General features: G+C 66.3%; 21 protein-coding genes. 12 read left to right on the forward strand and 9 right to left on the reverse strand.

The genetic code is table 11. From position 1 onward, the window contains the following. Positions 1–489: 489 nt before the first annotated feature. On the reverse strand, positions 490–1,797 hold the full coding sequence (gltA, locus tag WDM91_01970) for a citrate synthase (protein ID MEI9993334.1): 1,308 nt from the start codon (positions 1,795–1,797) through the stop codon (positions 490–492). Between the two features lie 113 nt (positions 1,798–1,910). Beyond that, on the reverse strand, positions 1,911–3,320 hold the full coding sequence (gltX, locus tag WDM91_01975; GenBank protein ID MEI9993335.1) for a glutamate--tRNA ligase: 1,410 nt from the start codon (positions 3,318–3,320) through the stop codon (positions 1,911–1,913). Positions 3,321–3,426: 106 nt separating this feature from the next. Here gltX and WDM91_01980 point away from each other — a divergent pair, with 106 nt between their 5' ends. Next, on the forward strand, positions 3,427–5,565 hold the full coding sequence (locus WDM91_01980) for a ComEC/Rec2 family competence protein (protein ID MEI9993336.1): 2,139 nt from the start codon (positions 3,427–3,429) through the stop codon (positions 5,563–5,565). Here the strand turns inward: WDM91_01980 and lexA are convergent. Next, a complete protein-coding gene (lexA, locus tag WDM91_01985) occupies positions 5,529–6,272 on the reverse strand; it encodes a transcriptional repressor LexA (protein ID MEI9993337.1) in 744 nt (247 codons plus the stop codon). The two genes, WDM91_01980 and lexA, sit on opposite strands and share 37 nt — an antisense overlap. A gap of 187 nt (positions 6,273–6,459) precedes the next feature. Between lexA and WDM91_01990 the strand changes: the two genes are divergently transcribed. Then, the gene (locus WDM91_01990) at positions 6,460–6,735 is read left to right on the forward strand and encodes a hypothetical protein (protein MEI9993338.1); all 276 of its coding nucleotides are present in this window, start codon (positions 6,460–6,462) and stop codon (positions 6,733–6,735) included. Between the two features lie 111 nt (positions 6,736–6,846). After that, complete coding sequence (locus WDM91_01995) at positions 6,847–7,164, forward strand: hypothetical protein (GenBank protein MEI9993339.1); 318 nt, start codon at positions 6,847–6,849, stop codon at positions 7,162–7,164. A gap of 32 nt (positions 7,165–7,196) precedes the next feature. Here the strand turns inward: WDM91_01995 and glp are convergent, their stop codons facing one another. The 6 genes from glp to WDM91_02025 form a co-directional block, all read right to left on the reverse strand. Continuing rightward, positions 7,197–8,387, reverse strand: a complete 1,191-nt coding sequence (gene glp, locus WDM91_02000; GenBank protein ID MEI9993340.1) for a gephyrin-like molybdotransferase Glp — start codon at positions 8,385–8,387, stop codon at positions 7,197–7,199. Next, a complete protein-coding gene (gene moaC / locus WDM91_02005) occupies positions 8,384–9,172 on the reverse strand; it encodes a cyclic pyranopterin monophosphate synthase MoaC (GenBank protein ID MEI9993341.1) in 789 nt (262 codons plus the stop codon). The genes glp and moaC overlap by 4 nt, the downstream gene beginning before the upstream one ends. A 2-nt stretch (positions 9,173–9,174) precedes the next feature. Further along, positions 9,175–9,969, reverse strand: a complete 795-nt coding sequence (trpC, locus tag WDM91_02010) for an indole-3-glycerol phosphate synthase TrpC (GenBank protein MEI9993342.1) — start codon at positions 9,967–9,969, stop codon at positions 9,175–9,177. Continuing rightward, complete coding sequence (gene trpD, locus WDM91_02015) at positions 9,966–10,982, reverse strand: anthranilate phosphoribosyltransferase (protein ID MEI9993343.1); 1,017 nt, start codon at positions 10,980–10,982, stop codon at positions 9,966–9,968. The genes trpC and trpD overlap by 4 nt, the downstream gene beginning before the upstream one ends. Next, on the reverse strand, positions 10,979–11,566 hold the full coding sequence (locus WDM91_02020; protein MEI9993344.1) for an aminodeoxychorismate/anthranilate synthase component II: 588 nt from the start codon (positions 11,564–11,566) through the stop codon (positions 10,979–10,981). The genes trpD and WDM91_02020 overlap by 4 nt, the downstream gene beginning before the upstream one ends. A 94-nt stretch (positions 11,567–11,660) precedes the next feature. Further along, positions 11,661–12,329 carry a helix-turn-helix domain-containing protein gene (locus WDM91_02025; protein ID MEI9993345.1) on the reverse strand — a complete coding sequence of 223 codons (669 nt, stop codon included), beginning with the start codon at positions 12,327–12,329 and terminating at the stop codon, positions 11,661–11,663. 181 nt (positions 12,330–12,510) lie between these two features. On the opposite strand from WDM91_02025, the gene WDM91_02030 reads away from it, so the two are divergent. The 9 genes from WDM91_02030 (at position 12,511) to WDM91_02070 (ending at position 22,409) form a co-directional block, all read left to right on the forward strand. Beyond that, positions 12,511–14,700, forward strand: a complete 2,190-nt coding sequence (locus WDM91_02030; GenBank protein MEI9993346.1) for a TonB-dependent receptor — start codon at positions 12,511–12,513, stop codon at positions 14,698–14,700. A 1-nt stretch (position 14,701) separates the two neighbouring features. After that, positions 14,702–16,069: an MFS transporter gene (locus WDM91_02035; protein MEI9993347.1), complete on the forward strand. Its 1,368-nt coding sequence runs from the start codon at positions 14,702–14,704 to the stop codon at positions 16,067–16,069. Further along, positions 16,066–16,722 (forward strand): glutathione S-transferase family protein, encoded by a 657-nt coding sequence (locus WDM91_02040; GenBank protein ID MEI9993348.1) that lies wholly within the window; start codon positions 16,066–16,068, stop codon positions 16,720–16,722. Before WDM91_02035 ends, WDM91_02040 begins: the two co-directional genes overlap by 4 nt. A 9-nt stretch (positions 16,723–16,731) precedes the next feature. Beyond that, complete coding sequence (locus WDM91_02045; GenBank protein MEI9993349.1) at positions 16,732–17,271, forward strand: peptidylprolyl isomerase; 540 nt, start codon at positions 16,732–16,734, stop codon at positions 17,269–17,271. Positions 17,272–17,294: 23 nt separating this feature from the next. Next, the gene (locus WDM91_02050; GenBank protein MEI9993350.1) at positions 17,295–17,528 is read left to right on the forward strand and encodes a DUF6356 family protein; all 234 of its coding nucleotides are present in this window, start codon (positions 17,295–17,297) and stop codon (positions 17,526–17,528) included. A 510-nt stretch (positions 17,529–18,038) separates the two neighbouring features. Further along, a complete protein-coding gene (locus WDM91_02055) occupies positions 18,039–18,392 on the forward strand; it encodes a hypothetical protein (protein ID MEI9993351.1) in 354 nt (117 codons plus the stop codon). A gap of 64 nt (positions 18,393–18,456) precedes the next feature. Next, entirely contained in the window at positions 18,457–20,043 is a 1,587-nt protein-coding gene (locus WDM91_02060; protein MEI9993352.1) for an arylsulfatase, read from the forward strand. A 70-nt stretch (positions 20,044–20,113) separates the two neighbouring features. Continuing rightward, positions 20,114–21,802, forward strand: coding sequence for a PAS domain S-box protein (locus WDM91_02065; protein ID MEI9993353.1), 1,689 nt, complete (start codon positions 20,114–20,116; stop codon positions 21,800–21,802). Then, entirely contained in the window at positions 21,792–22,409 is a 618-nt protein-coding gene (locus WDM91_02070) for a response regulator (protein ID MEI9993354.1), read from the forward strand. The genes WDM91_02065 and WDM91_02070 overlap by 11 nt, the downstream gene beginning before the upstream one ends. Positions 22,410–22,448: the final 39 nt, after the last annotated feature.

Genomic DNA, 22,448 nt, shown 5'->3' on the forward strand with positions numbered 1-22,448 from the left:
GGGGAGGAAAACAGGCGAGGATAACTCCGCATCCCACCACGCCTACAGCCTTGATCCCATTGCGAAACGCAGATTCCTTATCCAACGCGCACCGGCGCGGCCGTATACTGCGCACCTTGGTTCGAAATCTCAGAGGACACGATGTTCTAACCGCATGCAGCATGGGCACAGACAGGTTCAGGCGCGCGCTCGTGCTCGCCGGCCAAGGTCGGCGCGGTTCCCGCCTCCTCGCGAGGGTCTGGCAGCGCGCGGCGGAGGCAGAGGACCGTGGCGGTTGAAGCGAAGGTGCCTCTCGGCCGGCCGGATGCGGCCCGCCGCTGGCCTGCCGCGTAGCGAAAAGACCAAGGGCGGAAATCGCAAACGCGATTCCCGCCCTTTTTTCTGCGCCGTCATCCTTCGAGGCTCCGCTGCGCGGAGCGCCTCAGGATGATGCCAACTCTCATCTCGTCATGCTGAGGTGCTGCGCGAAGCGCAGCCTCGAAGCACGCACTACCTTTTCCCGATCCCAACATAGTCGCGCTGCGGCTTGCCGGTGTAGATCTGCCGCGGCCGCCCGATCTTCTGGTGCGGGTCCTCCAGCATCTCCTTCCACTGCGCGATCCATCCCACGGTGCGCGCCAGCGCGAACAGCGCGGTGAACATGCTCATCGGGAAGCCCAGGGCCCGCAGCGTGATGCCGGAATAGAAGTCGATGTTGGGATAGAGCTTGCGCTTGACGAAATACTCGTCCTCCAGCGCGATCTTCTCCAGCGCCATCGCGACCTTGAGCGTCTGGTCGTCGCCATGCCCGACCTCGTCCAGCACCTTGTGGCACTGGATCTGCATCGCCTTGGCGCGCGGGTCGTAGTTCTTGTAGACGCGATGCCCGAAGCCCGGCAGGCGGAAATTGTCGTTCGGGTCCTTGGCGCGCTTCACGAACTCGTCGATCCGGTCGACGGTGCCGATCTGCTCCAGCGTCTTGAGCGCATCCTCATTGGCGCCGCCGTGGGCGGGTCCCCAGAGGCACGCGATGCCCGCCGCGATGCAGGCGAACGGATTGGCGCCCGACGAGCCGGCCAGCCGCACGGTCGAGGTCGAAGCGTTCTGCTCGTGGTCGGCATGCAGGATGAAGATGGTGTCCAGCGCCTTGGCCAGCACCGGATTGACCTTGTAGTCCTCCGCCGGCACCGAGAACGTCATGCGCAGGAAGTTCTCGGTATAGCCGAGCTCGTTGCGCGGATAGACGAAAGGCTGGCCGGTCGAATATTTGAATGCCATCGCCGCCAGGGTCGGCATCTTGGCGATCAGCCGGTGGCTGGCGATCTCGCGCTGGCGCGGATCGTTGATGTCGGTGCTGTCGTGATAGAATGCGGAGAGCGCTCCGACCACGCCGCACATGATCGCCATCGGATGCGCATCGCGCCGGAAGCCGCGGAAGAACTGCGCCAGCTGCTCATGCACCATCGTGTGATGCGTGATCGAGTGGTCGAACGTCTCGAACTCCGCCTTGTTCGGCAGCTCGCCATGCAGCAGCAGGTAGCAGACTTCCAGGAAGCTCGAATGCTCCGCCAGGTCGGCGATCGAATAGCCGCGATAGAGCAGGATGCCCTTGTCGCCGTCGATGAAGGTGATGTCGCTTTCGCAGCTTGCGGTCGAGGTGAAGCCGGGATCGTAGGTGAAGATGTCCGCCTCGCCATAGAGCTTGCGGATGTCGACGACCTCGGGGCCTTCCGTGCCGCCGAAGGCCGGCAATTCGTAGGATTTGTTCTTATAGCTCAGCGTCGCCGAGCCCACGGGCTTGATCTTGCTCTCTCTCATCGAAGGCTCCTTGGATACCCGCCCGGAAGCGGGCGGCGGGGCATATCGCAGTGCAGCAATCATAGACCGGACCGGTTAACCGCGTCACCTGTCCGTTGCGTCACAACTTGTCGTCAGGCGGCATAAGCCCTGAGACGGGTAAGGGTTTCATCCCGCCCCAGCAGGGCCATCGTCTCGAACAGCGGCGGCGAGGTCGTCTTGCCGGTGAACGCCGCCCGCAGCGGTTGCGCCACTTGGCCGAGCTTCAGTCCGGCGCCCTCCGCGAAGCTGCGCGCCGCGGCCTCCAGCGCCGGGCCGGACCAGTCGGTCGCCTCCAGCGCCGGCAGAATCCTGCCCACCACGCCGCGCGCATCCGCCGTCAACACCTTGGCCGCCGCCTCGTCGAGATCGCGCGGACCGTCCGTGTACAGAAAGTCGGCCGCGGCCGCGAGCTCGACCAGCGTCTTGGCCCGCTCCTTCAGCCCCGGCATCGCCGCCGTCAGCCGCTCCCGCGCCGTCTCGCTCAGCACGCGGGGCGGTACTTGGCGCTCCAAGAGCGCCACGATCTCCGCCGTCAGCACCTTGTCGGCGGTCTGCCGGATATAGTGCCCGTTGAGATTGTCGAGCTTCTTGAAATCCATCCGTGCCGGCGACTTGCCGATGTTCTCGAGCGCGAACCACTGGATCGCCTGCTCGGTCGAGATCGTCTCGTCATCGCCATGGCTCCAGCCCAGCCGCAGCAGGTAGTTGCGCATCGTCTCGGGCAAATAGCCCATGTCGCGATAGGCCTCGATCGCCAGCGCGCCGTGCCGCTTGGAGAGTTTCGCCCCATCCGGACCGTGGATCAGCGGGACATGGGCATAGACCGGCACCACCCAGCCCATCTGCTCGATGATCTGCAGCTGCCGCGCCGCATTGTTCAGGTGATCGGCGCCGCGGATGACATGCGTCACGCCCATGTCGGCATCGTCCACCACCACCGCCAGCATGTAGGTCGGCGTCCCGTCGCTGCGCAGCAGGACCATGTCGTCGAGCTGGTCGTTCTGGAAGACGACGTCGCCCAGCACCACGTCGTGCACCACGGTCTCGCCGGTCTGCCGCGCCTTGAGCCGGATCACATAAGGCGCGTCGCCGCCCTCGGCCGGATCGCGGTCGCGCCAGCGCCCGTCATAGCGCATCGGCTTGCCCGCCGCCTTCTGCGCCTCGCGCATCGCCGTCAACTCGTCGGCGGTCGCGAAACATTTGTACGCCTTGCCCTCGGCCAGGAGCTGCTGCGCCACCGCCTGGTGCCGGCCGGCGCGCGCGGCCTGGTAGACGGTCTGGCCGTCCCAATCGAGCCCCATCCACGCCATGCCATTGAGGATCGCCTCGACGGCTTCGGGTGTGGAGCGCTCGCGGTCGGTGTCCTCGATCCGCAGCAGGAAGGTCCCGCCGGTGTGCTTGGCATAGAGCCAGTTGAACAGGGCCGTCCGCGCCCCGCCGATGTGCAGATAGCCGGTCGGGGAGGGCGCGAAGCGCAATATGGGTTTCTTGTTGTCGCTCATTTGTGCTTGGCTTGAGGAGTGTGGCCGGCGTTTGCGGCGAGCTTCTAGCAAACGCGACCCCATGGGAACAGTAGGCCGGTTCCTCAGCTTCCGACGTCTTCCTGCCATGCCGTCGCCGGCGGGGCTGCTCGCGGTCTTTCCCGCGCTGGCGCGCGCCGCACGGGACGAGCGCGAGCGCTGGCCGCTCTGGCTGCCGGTCGGCCTGGGCACCGGCATCGGCCTCTACTTCGCGCTGCCCGTCGAGCCGGCTGCCGGCTGGGCGATCCTGGCCGCGACCATCGCGCTTGCCGCGGTCCCTGTTTTCCGCATCACGCACAACACGGGTTTGCGCGTGTTGCTTGCTGCGCTCGCCGCCGTCGCGCTGGGCTTCGCGCTGGCCAAGGCCCGCACCGCGACGGTCTCCGCGCCTGTTCTCTCCCACCGCCTCGGCCCCCTCGGCCTGGACGGCCGAGTCGAGCGCTCCGAGCTCCGCGGCACAGGCATCCGCTTCGTCCTGGGCGACATCCAAGGCCGGCGCCTGACGCCCGAAACCACGCCCGCGCGCGTCCGCATCTCGGTCCGCGCCGAGACGCCGTTGCCGCCGCCGGGAAGCTGGGTCCACGTCACCGCGGTCCTGATGCCGCCGCCGTCGCCGGCCGCGCCCGGCGCTTACGATTTCGGCCGCGCCGCCTATTACCTGCGCCTCGGCGGCGTCGGCTATGCCTATGGCCGCCCCAAGCCCATCGCGCCACTGAGCCCATCGTCCTGGCGCGACCGCTACAACCTCTATGTCGAGCAGCTCCGGGCCCGTATGACCGCCCGCATCCATGCCGTGCTGCCCGGCAGCACCGGCGGCATCGCCTCGGCCCTGATCACCGGCGATCGCGGCGCCATCTCGGACGACGACGAGCAGGCCTTGCGCGACGCCGGCCTTGCGCATGTCCTCGCCATCGCCGGCCTGCATATGGCGCTGGTCGGCGGCGGCCTGTTCTGGGTCTTGCGGGCGCTGCTCGCCGCGGTCCCCGCGATCGCGCTGCGCTATCCGATCAAGAAATGGGCGGCGCTGGCCGCGCTGGGCGCCGCGACCTTCTATCTGATGATCTCGGGCGCGTCCTCGGCTTCGACCCGCGCCTTCGTCATGCTGGCCACCATGCTGTTCGCGATCCTGGTCGACCGTCCGGCGCTTTCGATGCGCACCCTGGCGCTGGCCGCGACCATCATCCTCGTCCTCGGTCCCGAGAGCCTGATCGAGCCCGGATTCCAGATGTCCTTCGCCGCCGTGGTCGGGCTGATCGCCGTCGCCGAATGGGAAGCGGCCCGTCCGCGGCCCGAGACCTTCGGCCCCCGCCGCTTCCAGGCCATCCGCCGCTACGTCCGCGGCATCGCGACCACCAGCTTGGTGGGCAGCATCGCGACGGTGCCCTACGCGATCTACCACTTCGATCGCGCGACCCACTACGCCGTGCTCGGCAATCTTCTCGCCATGCCGGTGATGGGGTTCGTCGCCATGCCGGCCGCGGCGTTGTCGGTCTTTCTGATGCCGCTGGGTCTGGATGAATGGCCGCTCCGCGTCCTGGGCTGGGGCATCGAGATCATGCTGGCGATGGGCCGCTGGGTCTCCGCTCTTCCCGGTGCGGTCTCCGTCATGCCGGCCTGGCCGGTCGGCGCATTGGTCCTCGTGTCTTTGGGCGGTCTTTGGCTCGGCCTGTGGCGCCGGCGTTGGCGCTGGCTGGGGTTCGCGCCGATGCTGTTCGGCATCGCGCTGGCCTATTTGACGGTGCCGCCAGATCTCCTTGTCGCGCGCGACGGACTGACGGTTGCGGTGCGCACGCCCGACGGCGCGCTCAAGCTGTTCCGCAGAGCGAAGGACACTTACTCCGCCGCCGAATGGCTCAAGCGCGATGGCGACGAGCGGCAGGCCGACGATGCGGTGGCCACACCCGCCGATGGCGTCCATTGCGATGCGCTGGGCTGCATCGCCCGCACGGCTTCGGGCCTGCTGATCGCCAATGTCTCGCGGATCGATGCGCTGCGGGAGGACTGTGCCGCGGCCGACATCGTGGTGAGCGCCGTGCCGACCCGTCGCAAATGCAGCGGCCCCAAACTGGTCATCGACAGTTTCGACGTCGCCCGCACCAATGGCTATGCCGTCTGGCTCGGTCCGCCGCGCCGCGTCGAGACGGTGGAGCAGGATCGCGGCCAGCGCCCCTGGAGCGCCCCGCCACGCCCTCAGTACCGCCGGATCAGCCCGACCAGCTTGCCTTGAATGCGCACCCGGTCGGCGCCGTAGAGTCGCGTTTCATAAGCCGGGTTGGCCGCCTCCAGTGCGATGGAGTCGCCGCGGCGGCGCAGCCGCTTCAACGTGGCTTCCTGGTTGTCGACCAGCGCCACCACGATCTCGCCCGTGTTCGCGACGTCCGCTTCCTGGATGATCACCGTGTCGCCGTCGAGGATGCCGGCGTTGATCATCGAGTCGCCCGTGACCTCCAGCGCGTAATGGTCGCCGCGTCCGATCATCCCGCCGGGCACCGGCACGTCCGAGATGCGGTTCTGCAGGGCCTCGATCGGTGTGCCCGCCGCGATCCGGCCCACCAGCGGCACATTCACGGAAGCCTCGCCGTCGCCCATGGTCCGGCGAGGGCCGCCCGCCATCCGCGCATCGGTCGAGGCCCGCGCATCGCGGCCGTGCCGCGGCACCGCGCGCTGCGCCTGGCTGCGCGTCGTTGCCGGCCGCAGCGTGTCCGACACATTGTCCGGCAGCTTCATCACTTCGAGCGCCCGCGCCCGCTTCTCCATCCGCCGCAGGAAGCCGCGTTCCTCGAGCGCCGTGATCAGGCGGTGGATGCCCGATTTGGACTTGAGGTCGAGCGCGTCCTTCATCTCGTCGAAGGACGGCGGCACGCCGGATTCCCGGATCCGCTCATGGATGAACATCAGGAGTTCGTATTGCTTGCGGGTGAGCATGGGGTCCATGTCCCTTTCAAAATCGCGCCGCCCAAATCACAGGCGAACAAAGCCGAAACATGGAGAATCGTTCTACTTTAGTTCTTTCGGAGCGTCAACGCGCAATATCTGGAAAAAACTGGGGTTCCTGGAACGGGACTCGGCCGGACCCGTTTTAAAGCCCGGAGAGGGCGCTATCCACATGGAGATCTGAACCATGACCATTCGCAAGCTTATGACCACAGGCGCCGTGGCCGCTGTCCTCGGCCTTACGGCATTGGCCGTTTCGTCGACGGGGGCCGAAGCCCGCACCGTTTGCAACCGTTTCGGCGATTGCTGGCATGAAGCCGGCACAGGCTACAACTATCCCGCGACGCTCGGCGTACGCTTCTATGGCGATGATTGGCGCGTCCACCATCGCAATGGCTATCACTGGCGTGATCGGCACGACGGCCGCGGCTATTGGCGCAACGGCATCTGGGTGACGTTCTAAGCCAAGCAGCGAGGCGGAAAGAGCGGACTTCGGTCCGCTCTTTTTTTTGCGCAACATATTCGGCGCGCAATCGTTTGCTAACCGTGAGAGGCGCGCACCAAGGAGGTCGCAATGCCCAGACTTCGCAAACTATTGTTACACGCCGGCATGGCGCTCGGCATCGCCGGCACCGCGCTGGCTGTGACGGCTTCGCCGGCAGACGCACGCGTCGTGTGCAACAGGTTCCACTGCTGGCACGTCCATGATCGCTATTACGGTGACTACTATGGCGATCCCTACTACGACGACTATTACGGTCCGGCTTATTATGGACCGGGCATCTCGCTCGGCTTCGGGTTCGGCGGCGGCCACCATGGACATGGCGGCGGTGGCCACTTTCATGGCGGCGGCGGCCATGGTGGCGGTCACGGCGGCGGCCATCATCATTGAATTGTAAGAGAGCGGGCTTCGGCCCGCTCTTTTCATTCCAGCAGCAAGATCGACACCGTTTCGCCGGCCTTGGCGGCGGGCGCCTGCGGCGGCCTCACGATAAGCGCGGCGCTCCATGCCAACACGCTCAACATCGAGGAATCCTGCACCGCAAACGGCTCCACGAAGCGTTCGCCGTTCCGGATTTCGAGGCGAGCCCGCAGATAGTCCTGGCGCCCGTCATTTTCCTTCAGATCACGAGTCACGACGGCCGTACTGGTTTCGACGGTGTCGCTGATCCCGAGCATCGTCGTGATCGTCGGCTTGAGAAACAACAGCGCACATACAAGCGTCGAGACGGGATTGCCCGGAAGACCCAGCAGCGGCACAGCGCCCAGTCTGCCGAAAATCAGCGGCTTGCCCGGCCGCATGGCGATTTTCCAGAAATCCAGTTCGAAGCCGCGCGGCGCCAGCGCTTTCTGCACCAGGTCGTGATCTCCGACGGAAGCACCGCCCAGGGTCACGACAAGGTCCGCGCCGGACGCCTTGTCGGCGATGCCCGCCACGGCATCCGCCGTGTCGGGCAGGATTCCCAAGTCGACCGCTGCGCCGCCCCATTGGGCGATCATCGCCGCGAGGGCATAGCCGGAGGAGGCCACGATCCCTCCCGGCTTGCGCGGCGCGCCGGGCTGCGAGAGTTCGTCGCCGGTCGCGGCGAAGACGATGCGCGGCCGCCGCCGGACCGCCACTTGCGCCACGTCGCCGGCCGCGATGAGAGCGAGATCCCGCGCCGTCAGTCTCCGTCCGGCCTTCGCCAGAGTCTCGCCGGCTTTGAAGTCGAGGCCTGCCGGCCGGACATGCTGGTCGGGCCGCGCGGCGACATGCAGCGCGACCTCGCCGTCTTTCGCGCTGGTGTCTTCCTGGATGACGATGCTGTCGGCCCCCGCGGGCAGCATGCCGCCGGTGAAGATGCGAACGGCCTCGCCGGTCCCGACCGCACCGGCAAAAGGATGTCCGGCAGGTGAGGCTCCGATCACGCGAAGCGTGACGCCCGGTTGCGCCGCGTCCGCCGCGCGCAAGGCATAGCCGTCCATCGAGGACACAGCCTGCGGCGGTTGGCTTGCCTTCGCGACGGCATCCGCTGCCAGGACTCGCCCGGCCGCGTCGCCGATCGCGACGATCTCTGCGGCGGTCGGCGAGAAGGCGGCGACGATCCGCGCCCTGGCCTCGTCGACGGAGATCATTTGAACATGTCTTCGACGCGGGTGCGTGCGGCCACCGCCAGCTTCTCCGCCACGCCCTGCGGCATCGACCGCGTCTTGCCGGTCAGGAACGAATAAATCTCCGACGCGGAGACGCCGGCATCCTTCGCCCATTGCGTCGCGCGCAGGCGGTTGGACGTCATGAAGCTGCGGAAGGCCTCGCGCTGCTGGTTGGCGTCGCGCTGGGCGTTGGCGTCGCGCCGCGGCGCCGCGACTTCGCCCATCAGGGTTGCCGGCTTGGCGCGGTCGCGTATGCCGGCGGAGCGATAGGCCGGCTTCTGCGCCTTGGGCGGCTCCGCGATGAACGTATCGCTCTTTCCGCCGGACTTGCTCAGCAGCCGGACCGTCTCGATCACGGCGCCTTTGTCGAGCGCCTTGACCATGTCGTAAAGCGTCAGCGCCGCGATGCTGGCGGCGGTCAGCGCCTCCATCTCGACCCCGGTCTGTCCGTTGGTCTTTACCGTCGCGACGATACGGATCGCCCGCCGTGCCGCGTCCGGCTCGAAATCGACATTCGCACCGGTCAGCGCGATGGGATGGCAAAGGGGAATCAGGTCGCTCGTTTTCTTTGCCGCCATGATGCCGGCGATACGCGCTGCCGCCAGGACGTCGCCTTTCTTGGCCGTGCCGTCAGTGACCGCCGCGAAGGCCTCCGCGCCCAGGACGATGGTCGCCTCGGCCGTCGCCTCGCGGTCCGTCGCGTCCTTGGCCGAGACGTCGACCATCCGCGCCGCGCCGGCGTCGTCCAGATGCGTGAGCTTGTTCATCGTCAGAGCCTAGCGCCGATCAGCCTCCGTGTCGCCGCCGCAACGTCGCTCTCGCGCATCAGGCTTTCCCCGATCAGATAGGTCGTCACGTCCGCTTCCGCGAGGCGCTGGAGATCGGCGGGTGTGCCCAGTCCGCTCTCCGCCACGACCAGCCTGTCCTTGGGGATGCGCGGCAGCAGCCGCAGCGTCACACCCAGATCGGTGACGAAGGTCTTCAGGTCGCGATTGTTGATGCCGATCATCTGCGCGCCCAGGGCCAGCGCACGGTCGAGTTCCGCTTCGTCATGCACCTCGACCAGCGCGTCCATGCCCCAATGCGCCGCATCGAGCATCAGCGTCTTGGCCGTCAGGTCGCCCACCATCGCCATGATGATCAGGATGCAATCGGCGCCCCACGCCCGCGCCTCCGCCACCTGGTAGGAATCCAGCATGAAGTCCTTGCGCAGCACCGGCAGGGCCGTCGCCGCGCGCGCCTGCACGAGAAACTCCGGCGCGCCCTGGAAGGACGGTGTGTCGGTCAGCACCGAGAGACAGGCGGCGCCGCCGTCTTCATAGGCGCGGGCGAGGGCAGGGGGATCGAAATCGGCGCGGATGAGGCCTTTCGACGGACTGGCCTTCTTGACCTCGGCGATGAGGCCATAGCGGCCGGCCGCCCGCATCGCTTCGAGCGCCGCGCGGAAGCCGCGCACCTCGCCGGCGGCGCGCGCCGCCGCTTCGATCTCGCCGGGCGGAAGGCGCGTCTTCGCCGCGGCGACTTCGACGCGCTTGTAGGCCGCGATCTGGTCGAGAATGGTCATGCGTTCGACACCGCGATCAAGGTCGCCAGCTTGGTCCGCGCCGCGCCGCGGTCGATCGCCTGCGCCGCAAGCGCCGCGCCGTCGCGCAGGTCCTGCGCCTCGCCCGCCACGATGAGCGCCGCGGCCGCATTGAGCAGGACGATGTCGCGATAAGCACCCGTCTCGCCGTCCAGCAGCCGCCGCAGCGCCGCGGCGTTGTGGACGCAATCGGCGCCGCGCAGCGCGTCCAGCGGCCAGCGCCCCAGCCCGGCATCCTCCGGCACCACGTCCTGCGTCGTGACCTTGCCGTCCTTCAGCACCGCCACATGTGTCGGACCCGCCACGGTGAGTTCGTCCAGCCCATCGCCATTCACCACCCAGGCGCGATCCGCGCCCAGCCGGCCGAGCACTTCGGCCAGAGGCGCGCACCATTCCCTGTCGTAGACCCCGATCAGTTGCCGGCGTACCCGTGCGGGGTTGGAGAGCGGCCCCAGCAGGTTGAAGATCGTGCGGAAGCCAAGCTCTTTGCGCACCGGCGCGGCATACTTCATGGCGGGGTGATAGGCGGGCGCGAACAGGAAGCACAGCCCCGCCTCGCGCAGGCAGCGTGAGGCCTGGGCCGGCGTCAGTTCGATGTTCACGCCCAGGGCCTCGAGACAATCCGCCGTGCCGCTCTTGGACGACATGTTGCGATTGCCGTGCTTGGCGACCGGCACGCCGCAGGCCGCGACGACGAAGGCACAAGCGGTGGAGATGTTGAGCGTCCCGATGCCGTCGCCGCCCGTGCCGCACAGGTCGATGGCATAGGGATTGGCTTCGATGCTCGTCATCGCGCTGCGCATCGCGCGCACCGCGCCGACGATCTCGTCGACCGAAGGCTTGCGCACCGCCATGGCGGTTGCCAGCGCCGCGATCCGGACCTCGCCGACCTCGCCGCGCATGATCGCGCCGAAGGCGTGTGCCGACTGCTCGGCGTCGAGCGTGTGCCCGTCCGCGACCCGTTTCAGCAGACTGGCAAAGTCCTCGCCGCTCATGCCGGCACGGCCGCCCGTTTGGCGATCTCGAGGAAGTTCTGCAGCAGCGCATGACCGTTCTCCGAGGCGATGCTCTCGGGATGGAATTGAACCCCGTGCACGGGGTGGGTCCTGTGCATCACGCCCTGGATGACGCCGTCTTCGCTGGTCGCCGTGACCTCCAAGCTCGCCGGCAGGCTCTCCGGTGCGATGGTCAGCGAGTGATAGCGCGTCGCCTGGAAATCGTTGTTCAGGCCGCGGAACACGCTCTTGCCCGTATGATGGATGGTGGAGAGCTTGCCGTGCATCGGCTCGGGCGCCCGCACGACGGTCCCGCCATAGACCTGGCCGATCGCCTGATGGCCCAGGCAGACGCCGAGTATGGGATAGCGGCCGTTCGCGAGCTTGATGAGGTCGAGGCAGATGCCCGCCTCGTTTGGCGTGCACGGACCGGGCGACAGCACGATGGCGTCCGGCTTCAACGCCAAGGCCTCGGCGGCGGTGAGCTCGTCATTGCGCTTGACGACGACCTCGGCGCCCAGCTGACCCAGGTAGTGGAACAGGTTGTAGGTGAAGCTGTCGTAATTATCGATCAGGAGAAGCATGCCGCACTATCCGGTTGAAATCGCGTCCTGCCGCATTTTCGCGGAAACCGGTCGGGAAAGAAAGCGATGGCCGAGGGTGTCGCGCGCGGCTCGGCTATGCGGCGCCCGTATCGGCCTTTGCCGGATGTCGCATGGCGTCCAGCGCCAGCGCCAGGATGCTGGCGAATTTGGCGAAGATCTCCTCCACCAGAGGCGCATCGTTGACGATGCTCTCCAGACACAGGCCGCGGACGAAGCAGCCGATGGCATAGCGCGTCAGGAGCGGGGAGGGATCGCCGTCCGCGTCGCTCCAGGAGGGCTGCTTGCCCGCCGTCTCGTCCCGCTGTCCGGGATCGTACTGCGCGATCATCCGGGAAAAGCTGGCGCGAAGGTCGGGATCGGTGCGCGCCGCGACCATGAATTCGATATTCGCGGGGAACCACTTCTCATAGGCTTTCCACACCACACGCAGCTGGGATTCGAGCGATGCATTCCTGTCCGCGGCCGCCTGCATCTGGGCATCCGTGTAGCGGATGCGGTTGCTGATGAGATAGGCCGCGGCCTCCGCCACCAATTCGGCCTTGCTCGCGAAATGATGCGCCAGCGCGCCGCGCGAAACGCCCGCGCGCTTCACCACTTCGGTGGTCGAGGTGCCGGCATAGCCCTTTTCGGCCAGGCATTGGAGCGTCGCCTCCAATAGCCTGTCCTTCATGCGCGCGCTGCGCTCATGCTGGCTGAGATGCGGCTCGGCGAGATCGCCGGATGCGGATTTGCTGACCGACATGCTGATCCACTGTGTTGACGGCGGAGGCCGCAGTGTCACACCCCCGCAATATGTGCCGTCGTTTCCCCGAATGCGTGGCTACCATTCTTGACAACATACAGGCAATCCTGCCTGATGCATTCCGGCAATCCTGTATGTAAGTTTACGCAGGATTACAAGGGGTTTTGCGTCGGAGGGTGTAATGCGTCGGTCTTATCGGCAAATCTTGTTGGCATCGGCTGCCGCATTCCTGGCGGCGCCTCAGCTCGCGTCCGCACAAGACGCGCCGCCGCCGGACAAGACTTCGAACGGCATCGAGTTCGTCGTCGTCACCGCAAGCAAGCAGGGTGCGGCACGGGCGCAGGATCTGCCCGTCAGCATCACGGCCTTCGACGGCAAGAAGCTCGATCAGCTTCACGCCTTCAGCTTCGACGACATGATCACCCAGGTGCCCAGCACCAACTTCATCGACAATGGCGGTCCCGGCCGCGGCTATGAGGTCGCGTCGATCCGCGGCCTGTCGCCGGTGGCCGATAATACTGTCGGCGTGGTCGCGCAATATCTCGACGGCGCGCCGCATTTCACGCCCAACTACAATCTCTTCGATCTCAGCGAAGTGTCCGTCCTGCGCGGCCCGCAGGGCACGTTGTGGGGGGCGCAGGCGATCGGCGGCCTCATCTCCTACCGCTCGAACCGGCCCGATCTCGATCACTTCAGCGCCATGGTGCAGGAAGACGTTTCCACGACCAGCGGCAGCGGCGGATTGTCGGACCGCACGGAGGGGATGATCAATGTGCCGATCATCCAGGACGAGCTGGCGGTGCGTGCCGCCGGCTACTTCCTCGACGAGCGCGGCTATGTCGACAACGTGACGACCGGCGCCAAGGACGTGAATTCGGTGAAGGACTGGGCGTGGCGCGGTTCGGTGCTCTGGCAGCCGACCTCCGACCTCTCGGTCACGCTGATCTATCACGGCGACCGGCTGAACTCCGGCGCAAGCTCGTTCTTCGACATCGACCTCCCGGGTCGTGAGACCAGCGCGCCGTTCACGCCGTCGCCGGCCAAGGAACATGCCGACCTCGTCAACCTGCTGGTCGACTACAACCTGGGCTGGGCGACGCTGAGCTATTCCGGCTCCTATTTCAAAATGAGCGACGTCTACTACCAGTACGATCTCAACGTGCTGGGTGCCGTTCCCATCGCGAAGACCCTGACGAACGACCAGGAGAACTCCACGACGCACGAGCTGCGCCTCGCCTCGGCGCCCGGTGGCCCGTTCCACTGGGTCGCGGGCCTCTATTACGACAATTACGACCAGGACCAGCTCCAGACCTCCAACGAGGTCGTCGATCCCGCCATTCCGGGCAGCCCGGCCTTCGGCGACGGCTTTGCCGCCTTCGCGATCGGCGGCCCGCAGCGCACCGTCGAGAAGGCCGCCTTCGGTGAAGTCTCCTACGACCTGCTCGACAATCTCCAGGTGCTGGTCGGCGGCCGCTATTTCCAGTGGTCGGTGAACAATCACCAGCAGACCACCTATTTCGGCAGCAACTACAACGCCGCCGTCGGTCATGTCGATGGCGACAATTTCTCCTACAAGGCGCAGATCATCTACAAGCCGACCGACGACGTGACCCTCTACGCGCTGCGCTCGCAGGGCTTCCGGCCCGGCGGCTTCAATCCCTTCGTCGGTCCCGTGCTGAACATTCCGGAGAGCTTCGTGCTCTTCAAGCCCGACACGCTGACCAATTACGAGATCGGTGCGAAGACGAGCTGGTTCGACGGCCGCCTCACGCTGAACGGCGCGGCCTATTGGATGAACTGGCATCACATCCAGACCGTCGTCTACAATTCCACGGGCACCTTCGCCTTCACCACCAACGGTCCCGACCTGACCGCGAAGGGCGTCGAATTGGAGCTCGAGAGCAAGGACCTGTTCTTCCCCGGCCTCTACGCCGCCGCGTCCTATTCCTACAACACCAACGAGTTCACCGACGGCGCGACGATCTTCCCGGGCGTGCCGGAGCTGATCCACGAAGGCGACAGCCTGCGCCGCACGCCGCATCACACCTGGTCGCTCGATGCCGGCTACGACTTCCTGCTGTTCGACGACGTGAACGCCTTCCTGCGCGCGAACTACTGGCACAAGGCGGCGACCTCGACCAAGGGCTTCGACGGCAATGACGGCGACATCGCGGTGCCGGTGCAGAACGTCGTCAATCTCCAGGCCGGCGTGATCGAGGGCAGCTGGCAGGGCCGGCTCTACGTCAACAACCTGACCGACTCGCGGCCGCTGGAGCAGATCTTCCCGAATGCGGCGAACCCGGCCGAACCGGCGATTGCCTCCTCGGTCCGGCCGCGCACAATAGGCCTCGAGATCACCAAGACCTTCTAGGATGGCGGCGCAGCGCATCTCGAATTGGCAGAAGGCGGCGTATGTCGCCCTTGTGGTGCCGATGAGTGCGCTGCACGCGCCGGCCTTGTCGATGCTGCCGGCGCTCTATGCGAAATACACCGGCATCGGCGTCGCGACGGTGGGCATCATCCTGACGGTCACGCGGCTGTTCGACGTCGTGATCGATCCGGTGATCGGCTACGTCTCGGACCGCACCGAGACGCGCTGGGGGCGCCGCAAGCCCTGGATCGCCGTCGGCGCCGTGATCTCCATGGTCTCGGTGTATTTCTGGTTCCGGCCGGGGCCGGACACCGGCGTCTGGTATTTCCTCTTCGCCTCGGTCGCGGTCTATCTCGGCTGGACGCTGGTCGAGATTCCGCATTCGGCCTGGTACAGCGAGCTGACCCATGACTACGACGAGCGCTCGACCATCGCGGGCTGGCGGACGGCGGCGATGTATGTCGGCCTGCTCGCCTTCACGCTGACGCCGCTGCTGCCGATCTTCCCGACGAGCGAATTGACCCCGCAGGTCACCGCTTTCGCCTCCTGGATCGTCATCGGGCTGATCCCGATCTGCGCCGGCGCCGCGATCTTCGCGGTGCCACGCGGCGACTCGGCGCCGCCCAGCAGGCCGACGGGATTGCGCGACGTGGTCCGCGCCGCGATCCGGAGCGTCCCCTTGCGCATCCTCACCGTCGCCTTCGGCCTCGCCAATGTCGCGAGCGGCATGTGCGGCGCGATGTACTTCTTCTATCTCGACGCCTATCTCGGGATCCTCGACAAGATCGCGTATGTCGGCCTCATCACGACCGTCCTCGGCTTCGCCTCGACGCTGTTCTGGCCGGCCTTGATCAACCGGCTGGGCAAGCATCGCGCGCTCGCGCTCACCACCTTCTCCACCGCCGCGACGCTGGTCGCGATGGGACTGATCCACCGCGGTCCCTATGCCTTCCCGGCGCTGATGGCGGTGTTCGGCCTGTCGTCGCTGCTCGCGACGGGCTCCATGATCACGCTGTCGACCATGATGGCCGATGCGGTCGACTACGACGAATGGAAGACGGGCCTCAACAAGGCCGGCAATTTCTTCGCCTTCTCCGCGATCTACCAGAAGGTCGGCAATGTGCTCGGCGGCGGCATCGCGCTCGTCATCGCCGGCGCCTTCGGATTCAATCCGCGCGGCGCGAACGGCACCGTCGCATTGGTGGGCTTCTTCCTCGCCTTCCTCGTCCTGCCCTTCATCCTCAACCTGGTCGCCGCCTTCGCCGCCTTGCGCTTTCCGATCACCCGCGGCGCGCAGCGCGCGATCCGCAGCCGGCTCGCCCGCCGTGCCCGCAATGTAGAGGAACTGGCCACGCCCCTGCCGACATGAAAGAGCTCGAGATCTTCACCAAATCGACCTGCGGCTGGGCCGAGCGTCTCTATTCCGCGCTGGACGCGAAGGCCATCGCCTATCGCATCGTCCCGTCCTGCGACCGGCTGGGGCGCAAGACGCGCGAATTCCTGGCCCTGTCGCCCTACGCCCGCACCCCCACGATCCGTTACGGCGACCTGGTGCTCTACGAGTCGGCGCTGATCAACGATTTCGTCGAGGAGCAGTTCCCCGACCGTCCGCTGCTGCCGCGCGATCCGGGTGCCCGCGCCAAGGATCGGCTTTGGATCTATCACTGCGACCATGTGCTGATGCCGGCCCTCACGCAGCTTTTGGCGGCTCAGGGCAGCGTGGCGAAGGAACTGGCGGGCAACAGGCTGGACACGGCCTTGCGGCAGATCGTGGATTGGGGCTTTCGCGCGGCACCGCCGGCACCGTTCTGGCGCGGAGCCGATATCGGGCTCGTCGATATCGCCTACCAGACCTTTTTCCAGGCCGTGCGCTATGTGCAAGGCATGAAGGACGGTCCCGACATCGCGCTGGACCTGCCGCTGGAGACCTGGCAAGGGGCTATCGCCGGTCACCCCTGCATCCGCAAGGCGCACGACGTGGCGCAAGCCGTGCCTTACGCCGACGAAGCCGAAACACGATAGGAGCGGCCGATGGCCATGATACGGATGACGACGCCGCTCGGCGACATCGACATCGCGCTCGACACCGAACGCGCGCCGAAGACCGCGGCGCATTTCCTCGCCCTGATCCGCGCCGGCCATCTGGGCGACGCGGCCTTCTATCGGATCGTTCGGTCTTCGGGCACGGAGGGCGTGCCCCCCAGCATCGACATCATTCAGGGCGGTGTGGGCTGGGAGCGCTGCGTGGCGTTGCCCTCCGTCGAGCATGAGCGGACCGACCTTACGGGTCTGCGCCATTGCGACGGGGCGATCTCGCTGGCGCGCTCGGCCGAGACGAATGCGACCAGTGAGTTCTTCATCTGCATCGGCGATCAGCCGATGCTGGATGCCGGTACCATGCCGGGCCCCGCCGAAATCGGCTTCGCGGCCTTCGGCCGGGTGACAAGCGGCATGGATGTCGTGCGCGCGATCCAGGCCCAGCCGGCCGAGCGCGATCCGCCGGGCGGCGACGCCCGCTTCGTGCGGCAATTCCTCACCGACACGATACCGGTGCGGATCGAGATCTCGTGAGGCGGGATCGGAAGGGTAGGTCAATGCTCAGGCGCATATTCCTCGCGCATCCCCGGGAGGTCGGCGAAAGTTATTTCCAGCATCAGGCGCGGGCCCTGGAATTTTCCGGCGAGCTCGCCGGCGCGGCGCTCGCCTGCTTCGTGCACGCTCTCATACCCTCTCTGTTCGCACGCACGGCCAGCGGTGCCGTGCGGCGGCTTCATGACGACATGAACCGTAACCGCGTGACGGCCGCGCCCGGGGACCACGAGCGCTGATCGGCAGCGGGATGTCACCGGCATCCAGGTGTTGCGATCGTCCAGGTGTTGCGATCTTCGTTGGCGATTCCAACGATGCCCGTTGGGCGCAAAGCCGGCTTCGCGCGCGGCGCCTCACAAGGCCGAGCGCGTTTCAGGAGAGGACTGTGTAGTCGCCATGCGGCTGCGGAAATGACAACGAGGTTTCGTGCCCATTGAGAGAACGGAGCTGGGGGCGGTGCCAGGGCAGGCGCTGGCGCGAGTTGGTCGCCTTGCTGTCGCTGTCCGAATTTGTGCCGCCCTCGACCATCGTCGGTCCCCGCGAAATTGGTGCGGGTGACCATAGTTGAAATGGATTGGTTGTACAAGAATCGCCAAACGGTGCGGAGCGACGCGAGCACTCCAGTAGCGGAGGAGAAAGTCCGCCGCTTGCCGCTCCCACGCCGTCCGACCCGGTCGGGGCAATAGGGTCGCGACAGATGATTGATTCTCTATCGAATTAGTATAGTATCTTTGCAACAGGAGGCCCGCATGGACGCTCGCCAGCCTTTGCACGAACCGCTTTCCGGACGATCGCCGTCCGGCCTGCCGCCGATGGAAATCCCCGCGGTGCTGCAGCCGGCATCCCCGGCGGACAATGTCGTGCGGCTATGGGGGCCGTGCCCGTGGAGCGAGACCGTCACCGCCTATGACCGCCGCAATATTTATATCTATGGCTGGCTGCTCGACGGCCAATGCGCCGGCGTCAACGAGTTGGAGATGGCGCGGGTCGTCTTCCGGATCGACGCCGATCGCCAGCCCGATCGCGCTGCCCGTGTCGTCCGCACGCATCTGCAGCGTGCCTATTGGCTTTACGACAACCACCTCGCATTCCGCGATTGGTAGAGGGCTTGCCGTGCCGCCCGCCCGTTGGGGTAGGGTGTCCGCCGATCCTTGATGTGAGCACCGCATGGCGAAGCGTCCCAATTTCCTGGTCATCGTCGCGGACGATCTGGGCTTTTCCGACCTCGGCGCCTTCGGCGGCGAGATCGCGACGCCGAATCTCGACGCGCTGGCGATGGCGGGCCTGCGCTTCACCGATTTCCACACCGCGCCCGCCTGCTCGCCGACCCGCGCCATGCTGCTCACCGGCACCGATCATCACATCGCGGGTCTGGGCACGCTGGACGAGGTCGCGGCGAAGTCGCAGCGCGGCAAGCCCGGCTATGAAGGCTATCTCAACGAACGCGTCGTGACCGTGACCGAACTGCTGCGCGAGAGCGGCTATCGCACTTACATGTCCGGCAAGTGGCATCTGGGCATGACGCTGGAGACGTCGCCGCATGCCCGCGGCTTCGAGCGCTCCTTCGCGCTGCTGCCCGGCGCCGCCAACCATTATGCCAGTTCGCCAAAGGCCGGCACCGGCTTCCCGCGCCAGGACATGCTCTATACCGAGGACGACAAGTTCGTCGGTCTGCCGGAGGATTTCTACACCTCGGACGGCTTCACCGATAAGCTCATCGACTATCTCGACGCGCGGCCCAGGGACGGCGCGCCGTTCTTCGCCTATCTCGCCTTCTCGGCGCCGCACTGGCCGCTGCAGGCGCCGGACGAACTGGTCGCGAAATATCGCGGCCGCTACGATGCCGGCCCGGACGCGCTGCGCGGGGCGCGCCTGAAAAGACTGATCGAGCTCGGTCTCTGCGCGCCGGATGTCGTCCCGCATCCGGTCGTCGCGAAGTCCAAGCCCTGGGACGAGATGGACGACGCGGAGCGCGCGGTCTCCGCCCGCACCATGGAAGTCTATGCCGCGATGGTCGAGCGGATCGACTGGAATGTCGGCCGCCTGGTCGAACGCCTGAAGGCGAGCGGCGATTTCGAGGACACGGTGATCCTCTTCCTCTCCGACAATGGCGCGGAAGGCGCGCTGATCGAGGCTGTTCCCGTGTTCGGTCCCTATCTGATGGAATTCATCGCCAAGCACTATGACAACAGCCTCGAGAATATCGGCCGGCCGAATTCCTATGTCTGGTATGGGCCGCGCTGGGCCCAGGCGGCGACCGCGCCGTCGCGGCTCTACAAGACCCACACCTCGGAGGGCGGCATCCGGGTGGTGGCGTTCCTGAGCGGCGGCGGCTTCGCGCGCACGGGCATCAGCAACGTCTTCTCGACCGCGATGGATGTCGCGCCGACGCTTCTGGCGCTGGCCGGCGTCACGCATCCCGGCCGCGCGTGGCAGGGCCGCAGGATCGAGGACATGCGCGGCCGTTCGCTCGTGCCCTATCTGCAGGGCGAAGCCGACATCGTTCATACGGAAGCGACCGCGACCGGGTGGGAATTGTTTGGCCGTTGCGCCATCCGGCGCGGCGATTGGAAAGCGCTGTTGCTGCCGCCGCCCGATGGGCCGGGCCGCTGGCAGCTCTACAACCTCGCGCGCGATCCGGGCGAGACCGATGATCTCGCGCTCGCGCAACCGGAGCGTGTCGAAGCGTTGGTCGCCGACTGGAATACGTATGTCGAAGAAACTGGTGTGCTCATCGTCAACATCTCGACCTGAGTTCCAAGCACTAAAGCTTCGTTAGGAAATCGCGTTAATATTCGCATCGAATCGATGCAGAGCGTCGCGTATGGTTCAGTCGGACGAGGCGGCGTCACGGGACGCTCCGTCGAAACAGAATTCGGACGAGATCGACTACGGCGTGCTTTTCGCGCAGGCGCCCAACCTCTACCTCGTCCTCGATCCCGCATTGAACATCCGCACCGTCAACGACGCCTATTGCCGGGCGACCATGACGCGGCGTGAGAACATCGTGGGGCGGAATATCTTCGACGTCTTCCCGGACAATCCCGACGATCCGAAAGCCGACGGCGTTGCGAATCTGCGCCAGTCGCTGCAGCGTGTCCTCGATCTGCGCCGGCCGGACATGATGAGCATCCAGCAATACGACATCCGCAAGCCGGAGTCGGAAGGCGGCGGCTTCGAAGTGCGATATTGGAATCCGATGAACGCGCCCGTGCTCGCGCCGGACGGCACGGTGCGCGCGATCCTGCACAGCGTCGAGGACGTGACCGAGCTCGTGCGGATACGCGAATCCGAATCGAGCAGCGCCGCGTTCGTCCACGAGCAGCAGCGCGTCATCGACCGCCTGCGCGACGCCAATCGCCAACTCGCCGACCAGATGCAGCAGATCAAGGATCTGCGCCGCTACACCTATTTCTTCATGCTGCTCGTCGAATCCTCGATCGATCCGATCATCACCTTCCTGATGACCGGCGAGATCAAGTCGTGGAACAAGGCGGCCCAGGACATGTTCGGCTACGGCTCGGCGGAGATGGTCGATACTCCCGTCGGCAGGATCGTGCCGCCGGAGCTCGATGCCGAGCAGGAGACGCTTCTCGCCCGGCTGCGCTCCGGCGAGAAGATTCACGATTTCGAGACCGTCCGGCGCGCCAAGGACGGTTCGGACGTCGCCGTCGCGCTCACCATATCGCCGATCCGCGACGAGCATCAGCAGATCATCGGCGCTTCCAAAGTGGTGCGCGACATCTCCGAGCGCAAACAGGCCCAGCAGCGGATGGCCGATCTGCAGGAAGAACTGATCCACCTGTCGCGCTGGAACACGATGGGCATGCTCGCCTCGACCATCGCGCACGAGCTCAGCCAGCCCCTGACGGCGGCGATGAACTACATCCGCGCGGCGCACCGCACGATCGGGAATCTCGATCTGCCGGAGGCGGCGCGGGCCCGCGGCTTTCTCGACAAGGCGGCGGACGAGACCAAGCTCGCCGGCGGCATCATGCGCACCCTGCGCGAGTTCATCGAGAAGCGGAAGACCCACCGCACGCCGGAGGATCTCAACCGGATCGTGGAGGAGACGCTGCTGCTCGGCACCGCCGGCAGCGCCGAGGTCAAGGCGATGCTCCGGCTCGACCTCGCGCCCGGTTTGCCGTCGGTCGTCGTCGACAAGATCCAGATCCAGCAGGTGCTGCTCAACCTGATCCGCAACGGCGTCGATGCGATGCGCGAGTCGGATCGGCGCGAGTTGGCGGTCGCGACCGGCCCGGACGAGCCCGGCTATGTCGCGGTGACCGTATCCGACACCGGATCCGGCATCGCGCCGGACGTCATGGCGAGGCTCTTCGAGCCCTTCGTCACGACGAAGGAGAACGGCATGGGGGTCGGGCTGACCATATGCCAGTCGATCATCGAGGCGCATGACGGAAAGATCTGGGGTCAGGCGAACGGCGAACGCGGCGCCTCCTTCCGTTTCCGTCTGCCGACCGCGGAATCCGTGGGAAGCCGCGATGCCGCTTGAGCCGACGGTCTTCGTCGTCGACGACCACGATCGGGTACGGCTGTCGGTCCGCGCGCTCCTGGAATCCGCCGGCCTGCAGGTCGAGGATTACGCGTCGGCGCGGGATTTCCTCGAAAAGGGCAGGCCGCAGCCCAGCGATTGCGTGGTCGCCGATGTGCGCATGCCGCTTATGAGCGGCCTCGAACTGCAGGAAGAGCTGGTGCGCCGCGGCGAGCGGGTCGCGGTGATCATCGTGACCGGTCATGGCGATGTCCCGCAGGCGGTCCGGGCGCTCAAGGCGGGTGCCGCCGACTTCATCGAAAAGCCGTTCGACGACGAAGCGTTGCTGGCGGCAGTGTCGCGCGCGCTGGAGAACGGCCGCCAATTCCTCGAACAGGCCGAGACCGCGAAGCGGGCCGAGGAGCTCATCGCCTTGCTGACCGATCGCGAGCAGGAGATTTTCCACCAGCTCGCCGCCGGCCGTTCGAACAAGCTCGTCGCGCATGCGCTGGGCATCTCGCCCCGGACGGTGGAGGTCCATCGCTCCCGCATCCAGGACAAGATGAAGACCTCCAACCTCGCCGATCTCGTGCAGATCGCGCGCGCGGCCGAAGGCCTGCGTAAGTAGAAACTACGAATATTCCCGTACTGGCACAGCCGCTAGCTT

The organism is Rhizomicrobium sp. (assembly GCA_037200385.1).
In the GTDB taxonomy this organism is placed as follows: domain Bacteria; phylum Pseudomonadota; class Alphaproteobacteria; order Micropepsales; family Micropepsaceae; genus Rhizomicrobium.